The organism is Gracilinema caldarium DSM 7334 (assembly GCF_000219725.1).
In the GTDB taxonomy this organism is placed as follows: domain Bacteria; phylum Spirochaetota; class Spirochaetia; order Treponematales; family Breznakiellaceae; genus Gracilinema; species Gracilinema caldarium.
This window is the reverse complement of record NC_015732.1, coordinates 448,280-463,050: the sequence shown is the minus strand read 5'-3', so window position 1 is coordinate 463,050 and position 14,771 is coordinate 448,280. Positions and strand designations below refer to the sequence as shown.

The following is a 14,771-nucleotide window of genomic DNA, read 5'->3' as shown; positions in this document are numbered from 1 at the left end:
TGGGGCTCCATTGCGAAAGTTTCAAAAAAATGCTAATCTATGCACCATGCAAGTTGACATAAATCCCCGTGGGAATGGAGCCTGTCCGCTCTGTACTCAAAACGGCCAATGCCGTTTCCAGAAAACCCTCGTTACATCCATGGAACACTTTGAAGATAAAAACATGCCCATGGAAGTTGTCATATACTCCTGCCCCTATTTTAAGGAGAAGATTTAAGGTGAACGAACGATTAGCGTCCCTTTTAAGCCGATTCGAGGTTTTAGATAAAGAAGTTCAGGATCCCAATTTAAGCAAGGACCAAAAACGATACCGAGAAGTAATGCGCGAACATGCCCAGCTTTCCGAAGTTGTCGCTGCCCATCGGGAATGCGAAGCCTTAGAAGCCAGTATCGCCGAGACCCAGAGTCTGATTCAGAATGAAAAAGACCCTGAAATGAAGGAACTAGCCAAGGAAGAACTCAAAGAGCTTGAGGTCAAACTTCAGGAAGCCCAGGACCGACTGAAGTTCCTGCTTATTCCCAAGGATCCTCTGGATGAAAAGAACATCATCATGGAAATACGCGGCGGTGCCGGGGGAGATGAGGCAGCCCTTTTTGCAGCGGACCTCTTCCGCATGTATTCCCGGTATGCGGAAAATAAGGGCTGGAAAATCGAAGTGATGAGCATGAATGAGACCGAGCTTGGAGGCCTCAAGGAAATTATCTTTTCCATTGCCGGCAAAAATGTCTATGAGAATCTGCGTTACGAATCTGGTGTCCACCGGGTTCAGCGGGTACCCGCCACAGAAGCCTCTGGTCGCATTCATACCTCAACAGTTACCGTTGCTGTTCTTCCCGAAGCAGAAGAGACAGAAATTGAAATTAAACAGGAAGATCTCAGGATTGATGTCATGCGGGCCGGTGGTCCTGGCGGCCAGTGCGTTAACACGACCGACTCTGCGGTTCGTATAACCCACATACCAAGCGGCATCGTCGTCCATTGTCAGGATGAAAAGAGCCAGATTAAAAATAAGGCCAAGGCTATGCGGATTCTGCGAGCCCGGCTTTATGAAATGGAAGAACAGAAAGCCCAGGCAGAACGGGCCGAAGCCAGAAAAAGCCAGGTAGGCACCGGGGACCGGTCCGAACGGATACGAACCTATAATTTCCCTCAAAACCGGCTTACAGATCACCGCATCAATCTAACCCTGTACAAACTGGACCTGATCATGCAGGGTGATGTACAGGAACTCTTCGATGCCCTGAAGCTTTCAGCCCGGGAAGAACTGCTTAAGGCCACCGCATCATGACCATCGGGGCTTTACGGGCTGCGGGGGTAAACCTACTCCGCCAGCACGGTGTAGAAAGCCCCGAACTGGATGCAAGTCTTTTACTTGCTCATCTTTTACAAAAAGATCGGACCTGGCTCGTTTTGAACCAGGGAGCAGATTGCGACACCGGAATAGAAGCACAGTATTTTTCACTTCTTTCCAAACGCACCGCAGGGTTCAGTGTTGCCTATATTACCGGTGTAAAAGAGTTTATGGGGCTTGATTTTACCGTAAGCCCTGCGGTCCTGGTCCCCCGACCGGATACAGAAATCCTCGTTGAAAACGCCCTTTCATGGCTTACAACGATGGCACAGCAAAAATACAAAACCTGTAAGGTCCTCGATCTCTGTACCGGTTCGGGCTGTATCGGTATTTCCCTGGCCTATTATCATCCTGACATTGAACTGACCCTGGCGGATATTTCTCAGGAAGCCCTGAGCATAAGCAGAATCAATGGGGAACGAATCCTTGGCCCGGAAAAGTGTCGCTCAATACAATTTGTTCAATCAGATCTGTTAGCCTTTTTTTTGGAAAACCATGAACAATTCGACCTCATTGTTACTAATCCGCCCTATGTGCCAAGACGAATCATCCCCAATCTTGCTCAAGAGATTCAGCAGGAACCATACATTGCCCTAGATGGCGGAGAAGACGGCCTTGACCTTATTCGTATCCTCATTACCCAGGCAAAGGAGCTTCTCGTTGGAGAGGGGGCTCTCTTTATCGAGTCTGACCCTGAACAGATAGGTTCTATTCAGGAACTCTTGAAAAACAATGGATTTCATGCCATAGAGTCCTATCCGGATTTATCCGGCAGCCTGCGCTGCACCAGGGGGATAAGACTAATAAGATGAACAGCCGCATTGAGGAATTTAAACAAAAAATACAACTCTATGAACGCCCTGACCAGGAAAAAATACTTGCGGCACTCGAATGGGCCCAAAGTCTGCACCAGGATCAGAAACGGGCCTCAGGAGAACCCTATTTTATCCACCCCCTTGGAGTTGCATCAATCCTGGTAGATCTTAAACTGGACGCAGATACTATTTCAGCAGCCCTATTGCACGATGTCCTAGAAGATACGGCCACCACAGGCGAAGCAATAGAACAAAAGTTTAATAAGGATGTCCGCAAATTAGTTGAGGGGGTTACTAAGATTGCGGATATTCATGCAAAAAATAAAACCCTCCAGGAAGCAGAGAACATAAGAAAAATGCTCTTTGCCATGGTACAGGATATCCGGGTTATATTGATTAAACTAGCAGACAAACTTCATAATATGCGAACCCTGGATTATTTGCCTCCTGAACGAAGAAAGGCCAATGCCCAGGATTGTCTCGATATTTATGCCCCCCTGGCAGACCGGCTCGGTATATCCTGGATTAAGGACGAACTGGAGGACCTTTCACTGAAGCATCTGAACCGGGATGTGTATGATCAGATAAAGGGCATCGTAGCCCTCAAGAAAAAGGATCGTGAAAGCTTTTTAAACAGAGTCCAAGAAGCCATTCTCACCGAGACACAAAAACTGGGTATAGAAGTAGTGGTAAATGCCCGGGCAAAGCATTTTTATTCGATATATCAAAAGATGCGGAAACGCAATAAGGGACCGGAAGAACTCTTTGACCTTTTTGGCATCCGAATCCTCTGTAATACGGTTGATGACTGCTATACGCTAGTCGGAACTGTGCATCATCTCTGGAAGCCTATAGAAGGGCGCTTTAAAGATTATATCGCCATGCCCAAATCCAACGGCTACCAGAGCCTACACACGACGGTGATGAGCTTTGATGGTAAGTTACTAGAAATACAGATTAGAACCAAGGAAATGCATCAGATCGCCGAATATGGTGTTGCAAGCCACTGGCTTTACAAGAAGGGTACTACCAGTGAAATTATTAAACCTGAGGATCTTTCCATTGTAAACCGTCTCAAGGACTGGAACAGCCTCGATATGTCTACTTTCCTGGATGATATAAAACAGGAACTGCTAAAGGATTCAATCTTTGTGTTCACTCCCCAGGGAAAGGTAATAGAACTACCAGCGGGGTCCACACCTATTGATTTTGCATACCATATCCATTCAGCCATCGGGGACCACTGCGCGGGAGCAAAAGCCGACGGGAGCATCATACCGCTTACTGCAGAATTAAAAAACACTCAGGTGGTCGAAATCCTTACCACACAGAATGCCCATCCCCATGTAAACTGGCTCCGGGCCGTAAAAACCGCAAAAGCCCGAAGCAAAATCCGTACATGGCTCCAGCAGAATGATGAAACCCTCATCATTGATAAAAACATTGTTGCACGGAAAAAGAGCAGTCCTACCTCCATACCATCTCAATCAACTCATCAAACTCAACCTATACAGACTGGCCAATCAGCTACGCAGAAATTCGAGGGGGCCATACAAACTGTTATTCAAAATCAAAACATCTCCAGGAATATATTGCAGGTTAAGGTCGAAGACGAGCGGAATATGATGATCCGCTTCGCCCAATGCTGTAAACCGGTAACTGGGGACCCTATTATCGGCTATGTTTCACGGGGCAGAGGAATCATCATTCATCGTAATACCTGTAAAAATTTACACTTTATCCCCGACTTCGAAGAGCGAAAAATAGAAGTTGAATGGGAAAAGGTCAATTCACAGCTGGTTAAACGCTTTAAAATTGAAGCACGTAAAGCAAATGATCTATTCTCAGCAATAGAAGGGGCAATTCGCAAGCATCAGGGGCATCTGCTGGAAGGAAGAATAGAAGAAACCAGTCATGATCATTTCACCGGATTTTTCACATTACAATTAGAGCACCGGGAAGACTTAAAACAGGTCATCAAAAGCCTGAAAAACGTCCCCTCGGTACTTCACATTCAGGTTATATCATAAGGAACTAGAGAGCCTTCGTGGCTGAATCATTATTGCTCCCTGATATCCACAATTCGTTCCACAAGAGGTGTAACCACATTAACAAGACTCGTTTTATCAACCGATTCAACCTTAAGAGTACAATATGAGTTAGTTGGATCTTCTCCCTCGAATGTTGCAAGGGAAACAATATTTCCACCAATTTTTGCTATGGCTCCTGCTACATCGGCAAGCTCGCCCTTTCGTTCTGGTAATAGCACCGTAAGACGTACCCCCTTATGACGGGCTCCAAATAGCTCAATGAAAAGCTTAAACAAATCCGATTCTGTAATAATGCCTACCAGAATAGTATTCCTCATGACCGGAAGCCCAGAAATATTATTATCTGCCATTATTCTTGCAGCTTCTTCAATCGGGAGATCTTCCGAAACCGTGATGACATTTTTTGTCATCACCGATTCTACCTTCAGTTTCGAAAGCAGATAATGAAGCTCATACATATCCAGGGATGTAGCAGGCGAAGGGGAAGCATGGATCAAGTCTAAACTGGTAACAATACCTACCAACTTGCCCTGTTTATCTAGAACAGGAAGTCTTCGTATTTTTTCACGGCGCATAATGGCCTGAGCTTCAGGAACCGATACATCCGGCGTTACCGTTACCGGATTTTTAGTCATTCGTTGTCCAACATTCATGACAAACCTCCTGTCTCAATTATAATCCTAAATAGGCTTTCCGCACCTCTTCATTCGATAAAAGATTTTCAGCCGTATCGGTTATTTTAATACTTCCATTCTGCAATACGTATCCCTTATGAGCAATCTTTAATGCCATATTTGCATTCTGTTCTACAAGAAATATGGTCGTCTTTCTTTCTTCATTGATTTTTTTAATTATTTCAAAAATATGCTGAACGATGAGCGGTGCCAACCCTAAGGAAGGTTCATCAAGCAGTAAAATTCGGGGACGAGCCATAAGTGCCCGAGAAATGGCAAGCATTTGCTGTTCACCACCGCTTAGAGTTCCTCCGGCCTGATTGCGCCGCTCAGCCAATCGAGGAAAGAGAAAAAAGACCTCTTCCATATCCTGTTTAATGCCATCCTTATCGTTCCGCAAGAAAGCTCCCATATCCAGATTTTCAGCTACCGTCAGTTGAGGGAATATTCGTCGGCCTTCGGGGACCTGAGAAACTCCCATCTCCACAATTTTATGAGGACTAATCTTTGTTATATTTTTACCATCTAAGTAGATTTCTCCCGATCGTACAGGGGTAATCCCACAAATACTCATAAGGGTCGTTGTTTTCCCAGCTCCATTTGCGCCAATGAGGGTCACAATTTCTCCCTCTTCTACTGATATAGATATATCGTGCAGGGCTTGTATATTGCCATAAAAGGTACTGATGTTCTTTATTTCCATTACCGCCATACTATTCTCCTAAATAGGCTTTTATTACTTCAGAGTTACCCTTAATTTCTAAAGGGCTTCCTTCAGCAATGAGACGGCCATAATCGAGCACATAGATCCGTTCAGAGACATTCATTACGAGACTCATATCATGCTCGATTAATAGGATGGTAACTTTTTCCTGATCCCGAATAATATTGATGGTTTCCTCAAGTTCCTTCGTTTCCTGAGGATTCATGCCGGCAACCGGTTCATCGAGCAGGAGCAGAAAGGGGTCGGTAGCTAAAGCCCGGGCAATTTCGAGACGCCTTTGTGCACCATAGGGAAGATTACAGGCCATTTCATTTACATACATATGCAGATTGAGTTTTTTAAGAATCTCATAGCTTTCTTCAATAACCCGTTGTTCCTCTTCTTTTGTATGGGAATCACGCAAAATTGCATGAACAATCCCAGCTTTAAGACTGTTGTGGCGTCCAATCATCACATTTTCGAGAACACTCATCTTATTGAACAGGCGAATATTTTGAAAAGTCCGGGCTAGCCCCATCTGATTGATGACATTGGGTTTCAGCCCCTCTATTTTATGTAATTTTTCTCCAGAGGCCGTTCCATTTCGAGAAATTGATATGGTCCCTTCAGTTGGAGTATAGACCCCCGTAATACAGTTAAATATTGTTGTTTTTCCTGCACCATTTGGTCCAATGAGCGCTGCAATCTCACCTTTCTTGATATACATGGAAACAGTATCAATAGCCCGCAATCCACCAAACACCATTGAAAGGTTTTCTATAACTAAAATCGCATTTCCATCAATATTCATTTACCAGCTCCCGCAGAGGCATTGCTATCCAATTTTTCATCAAAGGTATACTGTTTTCGATGCCTGGGTAATAATCCGTCGGATTTAAAGATGATAACCAAAATCATCGCGACTCCGTATATCAACATACGATATTGAGCAAGGGGACGGAAATATTCCGGTAATAACTTTAAGAGCATAGCTCCGCCAATCGCTCCAGGGATAGACCCGGTACCACCAATAACAATAGCCATGAGAACCATAATCGATTCCCAAAGGGTAAAACTGTCCGGGTTTATATAGGTAGTTTGAGCGGCGAGCACCACCCCTGCAATACCTGCAAAAAACGCACCCAATGCAAAGGTTATTAATTTGTTCCGAACCAAATCAATGCCCATGGCTTGACAGGCAATTTCATCTTCACGCATGGCTTCCAGTGCACGGCCAACCCGAGAATCTTCAATTCTGCGCACCACATAAATCGTGAATATAACAAGCACGACAACAATATAATAGATATAAACGGCAGCTTGTTTTGGAGCCAGTTTCATGCCAAAGAACCAGGGCCGGGGAATAAGGCTGATACCAGTAGCACCACCGGTAATTTGACCAGAGTTTTGCAATACCATGCGGACAATTTCACCAAAAGCCAGGGTGATAATTGCAAGGTAATCCCCGCGAAGTCGTAAGACCGGAAGACTGAGCAGAATTCCAAAGATCGTTGCTATAATGCCTGCAAGGGGCAACGCAATCCAAAAGAGCCACCCCGTATCAATACCAGCACTGATAAAACTGGGTCCTGCATACTTCCATAAAAAACCATAGGTATAAGCTCCTACGGCAAAAAAAGCTGCATATCCCAGATTAAGGAGCCCCCCTAAACCAACTACAATATTGAGCCCCAGTGCAAGAATGACATAGATAAAAGCTGTAATCATCACATTGGTATGATACATTCCAAAAAGAAAGGGAAAGGACACAACAAAAACCAACAATATAAGGGTACTCAATTTTTTTATAACCGGGTTTTTAAAATAACCTTGCAGTACGGATTTAACTTTATAAGAAAGGGTTTCACTGGGAATCTTATCCTGTCGGTGTTCGTTCCACATCAATGCCCGTTTCCATAAAAAGGAGAGTATCGTTGATACGATAAAAACAACTGGAGCAAAGCCCCATCGAAAGGTTATTAAGGCTTTTCCCCCAACAACACTCACTTTCATTATCATAAGTGGAAATAACAATATTAAGAACCATAAACCATTTCCCATGGCTTTGACTAATTCGGAAAATAATGTACGTGATTTCATGCCCTACACCTTCTGCTTCTGGTTTTTCCCGAGGATACCATCAGGTTTTAAAACTAATATGAGAATAAGAATAATAAATGCAAAGGCGTCTTCATAATCGCTTGAGATATATCCCGTTCCAAGACTTTCAGTCCATCCGAGAATAAAACTTCCTAATACAGCACCAGGTATACTCCCGATACCTCCAAGAACTGCCGCAACGAACGCTTTAATTCCAGCCACAAAACCAATGTAATAGTTAATTTGCCCCATATACGAACAGATAAGAACACCGCCTACCGCAGCTAATGCGGAGCCAATAATAAAGGTTATGGAAATAACCTGGTTAATATTCACACCAACAAGTTGGGCCATATCTTTATCTTGAGCAGTAGCTCGCATAGCCTTACCAATACGGGTATATTTAATCAGGACTGTTAAAAACACCATGATAAGGGCAGTTACAATAAGAATGATAAACTGCGTTGAATTTATATATTGCCGGAAGGGCTGTAAGAATGCAATTTCAGGTAAATAAGATGGATAGGATAAATATTTTTCTGTTTGAGCAAGCAGTACAAAATTTTGTAATATCATAGACATACCAATTGCACTGATGAGTGCAGAAAGCCGTGGTTTGTTTCGTAAGGGTCGATAGGCAATCCGTTCAATAGTAAAGCCAAAGGCTGCGGAAAAGAGGACAGCCAGGATCACGGATAAAAGTAAAACCATCCAAACAGACATGCCCATGGTATAGAAAAAACCACCAAAAATTAAAGCAGTAAAACCACCAATCATATATACTTCACCATGAGCAAAATTGATTAACTGAATTATACCATATACCATGGTATAACCAAGGGCAATTAACGCATAGATAGAACCCTTTGCAGTACCACTTAAAAAAAGCTTAAAAAAATAATCCATACTGTGATCCTTAGGTAGGCAAATCAAAAAATGAGCCGTTCCAGCAAAGAGCTGGAACGGCTTGTATAATCATTATAAAACAACTACTTCAGTTCTACATATTTGCCATTCTTAACCTGGAATACGGAGAAGCCGAACCCAATTACATCACCCTTCTGATCAAAGCTAATCTTTCCAAGGGGAGTATCCACATATTCAGAGCGAAGTGCCGCACTAACCTTATCGTAATCAGCAGAACCAGCTTTTGCTATAGCATTGGTAATTGCAAGAGTAGCTGCATAGGCATTGAGGAAGAAAGCACCGGGTTCTTCGCCGAATTTCTTTTTATGTTCTTCTGCAGCTTGAATTGCCAGGGGATTGCTGGTTGTATCCATTGGACCAGTTGCATACACACCTTCTGCATATTTTCCAGCCACTTCGATAAAGGTATTATCCTTTACACCATCATCGGAAATGAAGGGAATATTCATACCCTTATCTTTCATTTGTTGAACAAGTTTTGAAGCTTCAGGATGATAACCACCCCATACAACACCATCTACTTTTGCATTTCCAATCTTATTAACAACAGCAGAATAGTCAGGTGCACCAGGGTTCACACCTTCGAAGAGAGCTACAGTAACGCCCTGCGCTTCGGCAAACTGCTTAACCAGTTCAGCAAACCCCTTTCCATAGTCACCCTTATCATGAAGCACCGCAATAGTCTTCAGCTTCAGAGTTTTTGCCAAAAAGTTTGCGGCCAGTTTAGCCTGAGCATCATCCGGAGCTATGGTTCTGAAAAAGTTCGGATATTCGCCACTCTGAGTGAGCGGAGGATTCGTAGCAGAGGGGGAAATAGTAATAATCTTGGAATCCTTGTAAATACCTAACGCAGATTTGGTTGCACCGGAACAGATGTGTCCAATAACCGCAACCACATTATTGCTTACCAGCTTCGAAGCTGCATTGGTAGCAAGTTCCGGCTTACACTGATCATCTTCGATAACAAGTTCGATCTTACGACCATTAATGCCGCCCTTAGCATTGATAGATTCTACTACCAGCTTTGCCGCATTAACAGAAGGTAAACCATAAGAAGCGAGGTCACCAGAGTGGGCTCCAGCAACACCAATCTTGATAGTACCAGCATCCTGACCTCCAGAAGCAAAAGCAAAGGAAACCATAATACCAAAAAACAAGATAGAATTTACTAATTTCTTCATGCGCCATCTCCTCCTATATTAAAAGACCTATACTCGTATTGAATAATAGTTATCAATATGCAGTTTGTCTAGGGCTTTTTGCATATTTAATGCATATTTATTTAATTTCTTTACAAGGACTGTATCGATATAATTATATTTAAATACGAACACTCATCATTACAGCATAAAAAAACCCTGGCCTTATGGACCAGGGCTTCTATCATTACAGATTTCAGACCTTACACAGCCTTACCATGTTTGAGTGCTGCTTTGCAGGTTTTGCAAATCTTTACCTTTGCACCATTAACTTCCTGTTCATACAGGACTTTCACGTTGCTACGTTTGCAAACAGGGCATACACCCCGTCCATGTGTAGGCAATTCTCGTATTCCCTTACCTCTATGAGCCTTGGACATGTGGGCATCCTCCCTTACTTTGCTTCAGCTTTCTGAGCCTTTGGTTTTGCAGCTTTTTTGGTTTCCTTTTTAGGTTCATCCTTTTTGGCTTTTTTTTCCGACTTTTCTTCCTTTTCGGGAAGCTTATAGTCAACCAATTCAAGGATTACCATTTCCGCAGCATCGCCAGCCCGTTCACCCAGTTTAAGGATTCTCGTATATCCACCATGCCTATCCTTCATTCTGAGGGCAATGTTGGTAAACAGTTTCGTTACCATGCTCTCATCAAAGAGCCTGCGAGCGACCAACCGCCGGTTATGAACGGTATCTTCCTTCGCTCTTGTAATGAGTTTCTCGGCAGACCGCCGAATTTCAAGAGCCTTCGCTTTAGTGGTGGTAATCCGCTCGTACTTAAACAATGCGGTCACCATATTGCGATGAAGGGCTTTCCGATGAGCCGCGGTACGCTCCAAGCGATTAAAGCCAATTTTATGCTTCATCTTCTTCTTCCTTCTCAGCGGTTAATTTAACTGAATTCTTGAGAACACTATAATCGGTCATTCCAAGAGAAAGATTCCATTCTTTCAGTTTTTCTTTAATCTCCTGTAACGACTTTTTCCCGAAATTCCGTGTTTTTGCGATATCATCTTCGGTCTTTCTGGTTAATTCACCAATAGTCCGGATATTCGCATTTTTCAAACAATTTGATGAACGGACAGAGAGTTCAAGCTCTTCTACCGGGGTGTTCAGAATCTGTCGAATCCGCTCATCCCCTTCATCCATATCATCTTCAGAACCCAGGTTGTTCTCATCAAAATTGATAAATACTGATAAATGATCCTTGGCGATTTTTGCAGCTTCAGCAAGTGCATCATCAGGACGAATGGTACCATCGGTCCATACTTCTAGAATCAGTTTATCGTAATCACTTCGTTGGCCGACCCTAGTTGGTTCTACCGTATATTTGACCTTTTTGACCGGCGTAAATATTGCATCCATAGGAATGGTACCTATGACTTCAATATACTTTTCATTTACCTCGGAAGGTACATATCCACGGCCAAGGTCAACCTGGATTTCCAGTTCAATTCGGGCATCATCCATCAGGGTCATAATATGCTGACCCTGACTCAGAACCTCTAACTGGCCCGGTCGGCTAAAATCATCACTCTTAATTTCGCACTGACCTTTCCATTCATAGAGAAGGGTATCCTGCTCTACTTCTTCAGGCAGTCTAAGCCGCATCTGTTTAAGATTATTAATAACCTCAAGGGTGTCTTCGACAATATTAGGAATATTCTCGAATTCGCTAGATACAACATGAGGTACACCATCCTTATCATAGGATGTAATCTTAACAGCGGTAACTGCATACCCCTGAATCGAAGAAAGGAGAACCCTCCGCAAGGTATTACCCACAGTCGTTCCAAAACCAGGTTCGAAGGGGGCCGCGATAAACTTGCCATAATTAGGCTTAAGTTCACCGTGCTCAAAGGTGATGCCTTTCGGACGTTTAAATCCTTTAAGCAGATTCTTACGGGCCATTGGAACTCCTTATTTTGAGTATAATTCGACGACCATTTGTTCCTTGATATCCGCTAAATCGGTAATATCACTTCGCCGAGGAATAGCAAGGAAAGTCCCTTTCATCGCATCAGGATCCAGATGCAGCCAAGGCATAACACCAGCTTTACCAAATTCTTTCAAAGCATCCTTAATTACGGTTAAGCCTTTGCTTGCTTCTTTAATTTCAATAACTTCATTTGGTTTAACAAGGTATGAAGGTATATTTACAACCTTACCGTTAACCATAACGTGTCCATGCAGCACAATCTGTCGGGCTTGAGTCCGGCTTACGGCAAATCTCAGGCGATATACAACATTATCAAGCCGTCGCTCAAGAAGCATAAAGAGGTTTTCACCGGTAACTCCAGGCATACGAAGGGCGCGATCAAAGAAAATCGCGAACTGCTTTTCCTGCATACCATAAATTCTCTTAAGCTTCTGTTTTTCCCGAAGCTGCATTCCATAATCGGAACGCTTGCCAATCCGTCCCTTAGGATCCTTCCCTGGGGCAGGACGTTTTTTATTGATGGGACACTTATCGCTTTTACAGCGATCCCCTTTTAAAAACAGCTTTTTCTGCTCAGTTCGGCAGAGACGACATACTGGTCCAGTATAACGAGCCATAGTTTCTTAACCCTCTCTTAGATACGCCGAGTCTTTCTGGGCCGGCAGCCATTATGGGGAATAGGGGTTACATCATTGATCGATTTAACTTTAATTCCCATTGTTCCAAGCTGACGAATAGCCGATTCACGGCCAATGCCAGGACCTTTTACGTATACATGCACTTCCCGTAAACCTACCTGCATTGCCTTTTGAGCAGCAGTCTCAGTCACAGTCTGAGCAGCAAAGGGGGTGGATTTTTTAGCGCCACGGAACCCAAGACCACCGGAACTAGCCCAGGAAATCGCATTTCCCATCATATCCGTAATGGTAACAATAGTGTTATTAAAGGTTGCCTGAATATAGACATTCCCCTCGTATACTGATTTTTTCTCTTTTCGTTTCTTGGTATCAGCCACGATTCACAATCCTCCGCCTACTTCTTCTTTCCAGCGACGGTCTTCTTCTTACCCTTACGGGTACGAGCATTAGTCCTTGTTCGCTGTCCACGGACAGGAAGCCCCTTTCGGTGCCGCAAACCGCGGTAACAGCCAATGTCCATAAGCCGTTTGATATTAAGCGCAATTTCGGTGCGTAAACGACCTTCCACTTTGTATTCATTTTCAATAAGCTGCCTGAGCTCATTGACTTCTTCCTGTGAAAGATCATTCATTTTCCGGTTTGGATCGATTTTGGTTTTTGCACAAATCTCATCCGCGCTCGGCCGACCGATTCCATAAATATACGTCAGTGCAATGTTAACATGTTTATTAGGGAGGTCAACTCCCGCGATACGTGCCATTGCGGTCTACCTCCTTACCCTTGTTTCTGCTTATGCTTTGGATTCTCACAGATTATCCGGACGATACCGTTCCGTTTAATCACTTTGCATTTATCGCAAATGGGCTTTACACTTGTTCGGACTTTCATCCTACTACTCCCTTCTTTGTATAACTATCGAGTTTATGCTTCGTAGACCTGGGGGGGTAGCATAAACTCGATTCAGATATTAAAGCGAATTTTTTAAGTTTCGCCAAGTCCTAATTGCTCAATCGTATTATAGATGTTATCTATAATACACTATAGATTCCTTGAACGGATATGCCCCTTCCTTGCTAAACCATCATGGTGATGCATTTTAAGAAGGGCATCTACCTGGCTCATGGTATCTAGATCAACACCTACAAGAATCAACAAAGACGTTCCACCCATCAGATAACTGATAGAGGCAGGAAAATTGAACAATGTCTGGATAATTGTAGGCAAGATGGCTATTAATGCAAGATACAAGGATCCAGGAAGAATAATTCTATTCAAAATAGCCATTAAATATTCTTCGATCTTGTCTGTCCGGATGCCTGGGATAGAGCCGCCATTTTCACGTATATTCTTCGCAATTTCTATAGGATTCAGTGAAACCTGAGTATAGAAATAGGCAAAGAAAATAATGAGGAGCGTGTATAAAATATTATACGCTACCCCATGAGGACTTAACCACCGAGAAAAATCAGCCAGCCATTTTACATTTGCACCAATACCGGAAGCAATCTGCAACGGGAACGTTAATAACGATGATGCAAAAATAACTGGAATAACACCAGAGGGATTAATTTTAAAAGGAATATAGGTATTTTGAGCACCATACATCTTTCGTCCAACTACCCGTTTTGCATAGTTCACCGGAATTTTCCGTTGTCCCTGCTGTTCAAAAACAACGAGAGCAACTACTGCTATAAACATTACAAAGACAACTATCATAAATACCGGGTTAAGCTCTCTATTTTTAACTTTGGTAACGAGTTCCCATACTGCCCGGGGCAGACGTGCAACGATACCGGCAAAGATCAACAGCGAGATACCGTTTCCGATCCCCCGCTTAGTAATCTGTTCACCAATCCACATGAGGAACATGGTTCCCGTGGTAACCGTTATCATTGCAATCAGGGTATAAGAAAGCTTAGATATAGTTATTGCATTCGGGATCCTGTCTGCCCAAACAGTAACCGCATAGGACTGAATAAGACAGATAACGACAGTCCCCATCCGCTGGTAGCTCTGGATTTTTTTCCGGCCCCCTTCTTCTTCCGAAAGCTTTTTAAGACTGGGGAAGATAATGAGAAACAGCTGCATTATGATCGACATGGAGATGTAGGGCATAATACCAAGCATAAAGACCGAAAAATTCGTAAAAGCACCGCCAGCAAAGAAATCAAGGTAATCTACAATAGCATTGCCTGTATTCTGCTGAGACAGAAAATAGGCTTTTAATGCATTAACGTTGATGCCCGGAATGGGTAGTACCGCACCGAGGCGGAAAACGATGAGCATCAGCATCGTGAAGATCACCCGTTCCCGGAGCTCTTTGACCCTGAAGATACCTACTAAAGGATTAGTTGCCATAAAACGTTCCCCGCCTCGCTAG

General features: G+C 43.4%; 17 protein-coding genes. 4 read left to right on the top strand and 13 right to left on the bottom strand.

Going from position 1 to position 14,771, the window contains the following annotated elements; all coding sequences use genetic code 11:
* Positions 1-46 precede the first annotated feature (46 nt).
* From SPICA_RS15550 to SPICA_RS02110, 4 genes are read left to right on the top strand one after another with little or no spacing between them, the layout of a single operon-like run.
* Positions 47-217: a hypothetical protein gene (locus tag SPICA_RS15550; RefSeq protein WP_169311850.1), complete on the top strand. Its 171-nt coding sequence runs from the start codon at positions 47-49 to the stop codon at positions 215-217.
* A gap of 1 nt (position 218) precedes the next feature.
* A complete protein-coding gene (gene prfA, locus SPICA_RS02120) occupies positions 219-1,289 on the top strand; it encodes a peptide chain release factor 1 (RefSeq protein WP_013967897.1) in 1,071 nt (356 codons plus the stop codon).
* Positions 1,286-2,164: a peptide chain release factor N(5)-glutamine methyltransferase gene (prmC, locus tag SPICA_RS02115; RefSeq protein ID WP_013967896.1), complete on the top strand. Its 879-nt coding sequence runs from the start codon at positions 1,286-1,288 to the stop codon at positions 2,162-2,164. The genes prfA and prmC overlap by 4 nt, the downstream gene beginning before the upstream one ends.
* On the top strand, positions 2,161-4,197 hold the full coding sequence (locus SPICA_RS02110; protein WP_013967895.1) for a RelA/SpoT family protein: 2,037 nt from the start codon (positions 2,161-2,163) through the stop codon (positions 4,195-4,197). Before prmC ends, SPICA_RS02110 begins: the two co-directional genes overlap by 4 nt.
* A 29-nt stretch (positions 4,198-4,226) precedes the next feature.
* On the opposite strand, the gene SPICA_RS02105 is transcribed toward SPICA_RS02110, so the two are convergent.
* The 13 genes from SPICA_RS02105 to secY all read right to left on the bottom strand — a co-directional run bounded on the left by SPICA_RS02105 (position 4,227) and on the right by secY (position 14,749).
* Positions 4,227-4,871: a CBS and ACT domain-containing protein gene (locus SPICA_RS02105; protein ID WP_013967894.1), complete on the bottom strand. Its 645-nt coding sequence runs from the start codon at positions 4,869-4,871 to the stop codon at positions 4,227-4,229.
* Positions 4,872-4,890: 19 nt separating this feature from the next.
* Complete coding sequence (locus SPICA_RS02100; protein ID WP_013967893.1) at positions 4,891-5,604, bottom strand: ABC transporter ATP-binding protein; 714 nt, start codon at positions 5,602-5,604, stop codon at positions 4,891-4,893.
* A 1-nt stretch (position 5,605) separates the two neighbouring features.
* Positions 5,606-6,406 (bottom strand): ABC transporter ATP-binding protein, encoded by an 801-nt coding sequence (locus SPICA_RS02095; RefSeq protein WP_013967892.1) that lies wholly within the window; start codon positions 6,404-6,406, stop codon positions 5,606-5,608.
* Positions 6,403-7,695, bottom strand: coding sequence for an ABC transporter permease subunit (locus tag SPICA_RS02090; protein ID WP_013967891.1), 1,293 nt, complete (start codon positions 7,693-7,695; stop codon positions 6,403-6,405). The genes SPICA_RS02095 and SPICA_RS02090 overlap by 4 nt, the downstream gene beginning before the upstream one ends.
* A gap of 3 nt (positions 7,696-7,698) precedes the next feature.
* Positions 7,699-8,601, bottom strand: a complete 903-nt coding sequence (locus SPICA_RS02085; RefSeq protein ID WP_013967890.1) for a branched-chain amino acid ABC transporter permease — start codon at positions 8,599-8,601, stop codon at positions 7,699-7,701.
* 83 nt (positions 8,602-8,684) lie between these two features.
* The gene (locus SPICA_RS02080) at positions 8,685-9,803 is read right to left on the bottom strand and encodes a branched-chain amino acid ABC transporter substrate-binding protein (RefSeq protein WP_013967889.1); all 1,119 of its coding nucleotides are present in this window, start codon (positions 9,801-9,803) and stop codon (positions 8,685-8,687) included.
* A gap of 412 nt (positions 9,804-10,215) precedes the next feature.
* On the bottom strand, positions 10,216-10,680 hold the full coding sequence (gene rplQ, locus SPICA_RS02075) for a 50S ribosomal protein L17 (RefSeq protein ID WP_013967887.1): 465 nt from the start codon (positions 10,678-10,680) through the stop codon (positions 10,216-10,218).
* A complete protein-coding gene (locus SPICA_RS02070) occupies positions 10,670-11,725 on the bottom strand; it encodes a DNA-directed RNA polymerase subunit alpha (RefSeq protein WP_013967886.1) in 1,056 nt (351 codons plus the stop codon). Before SPICA_RS02070 ends, rplQ begins: the two co-directional genes overlap by 11 nt.
* 9 nt (positions 11,726-11,734) lie before the next feature.
* The gene (gene rpsD, locus SPICA_RS02065; protein WP_013967885.1) at positions 11,735-12,370 is read right to left on the bottom strand and encodes a 30S ribosomal protein S4; all 636 of its coding nucleotides are present in this window, start codon (positions 12,368-12,370) and stop codon (positions 11,735-11,737) included.
* A 17-nt stretch (positions 12,371-12,387) separates the two neighbouring features.
* A complete protein-coding gene (gene rpsK, locus SPICA_RS02060) occupies positions 12,388-12,768 on the bottom strand; it encodes a 30S ribosomal protein S11 (protein ID WP_013967884.1) in 381 nt (126 codons plus the stop codon).
* A gap of 17 nt (positions 12,769-12,785) precedes the next feature.
* Complete coding sequence (gene rpsM, locus SPICA_RS02055) at positions 12,786-13,151, bottom strand: 30S ribosomal protein S13 (protein ID WP_013967883.1); 366 nt, start codon at positions 13,149-13,151, stop codon at positions 12,786-12,788.
* A gap of 14 nt (positions 13,152-13,165) precedes the next feature.
* A complete protein-coding gene (gene rpmJ / locus SPICA_RS15170; RefSeq protein ID WP_013967882.1) occupies positions 13,166-13,279 on the bottom strand; it encodes a 50S ribosomal protein L36 in 114 nt (37 codons plus the stop codon).
* Between the two features lie 150 nt (positions 13,280-13,429).
* Positions 13,430-14,749: a preprotein translocase subunit SecY gene (secY, locus tag SPICA_RS02050; protein ID WP_013967881.1), complete on the bottom strand. Its 1,320-nt coding sequence runs from the start codon at positions 14,747-14,749 to the stop codon at positions 13,430-13,432.
* Positions 14,750-14,771 lie beyond the last annotated feature (22 nt).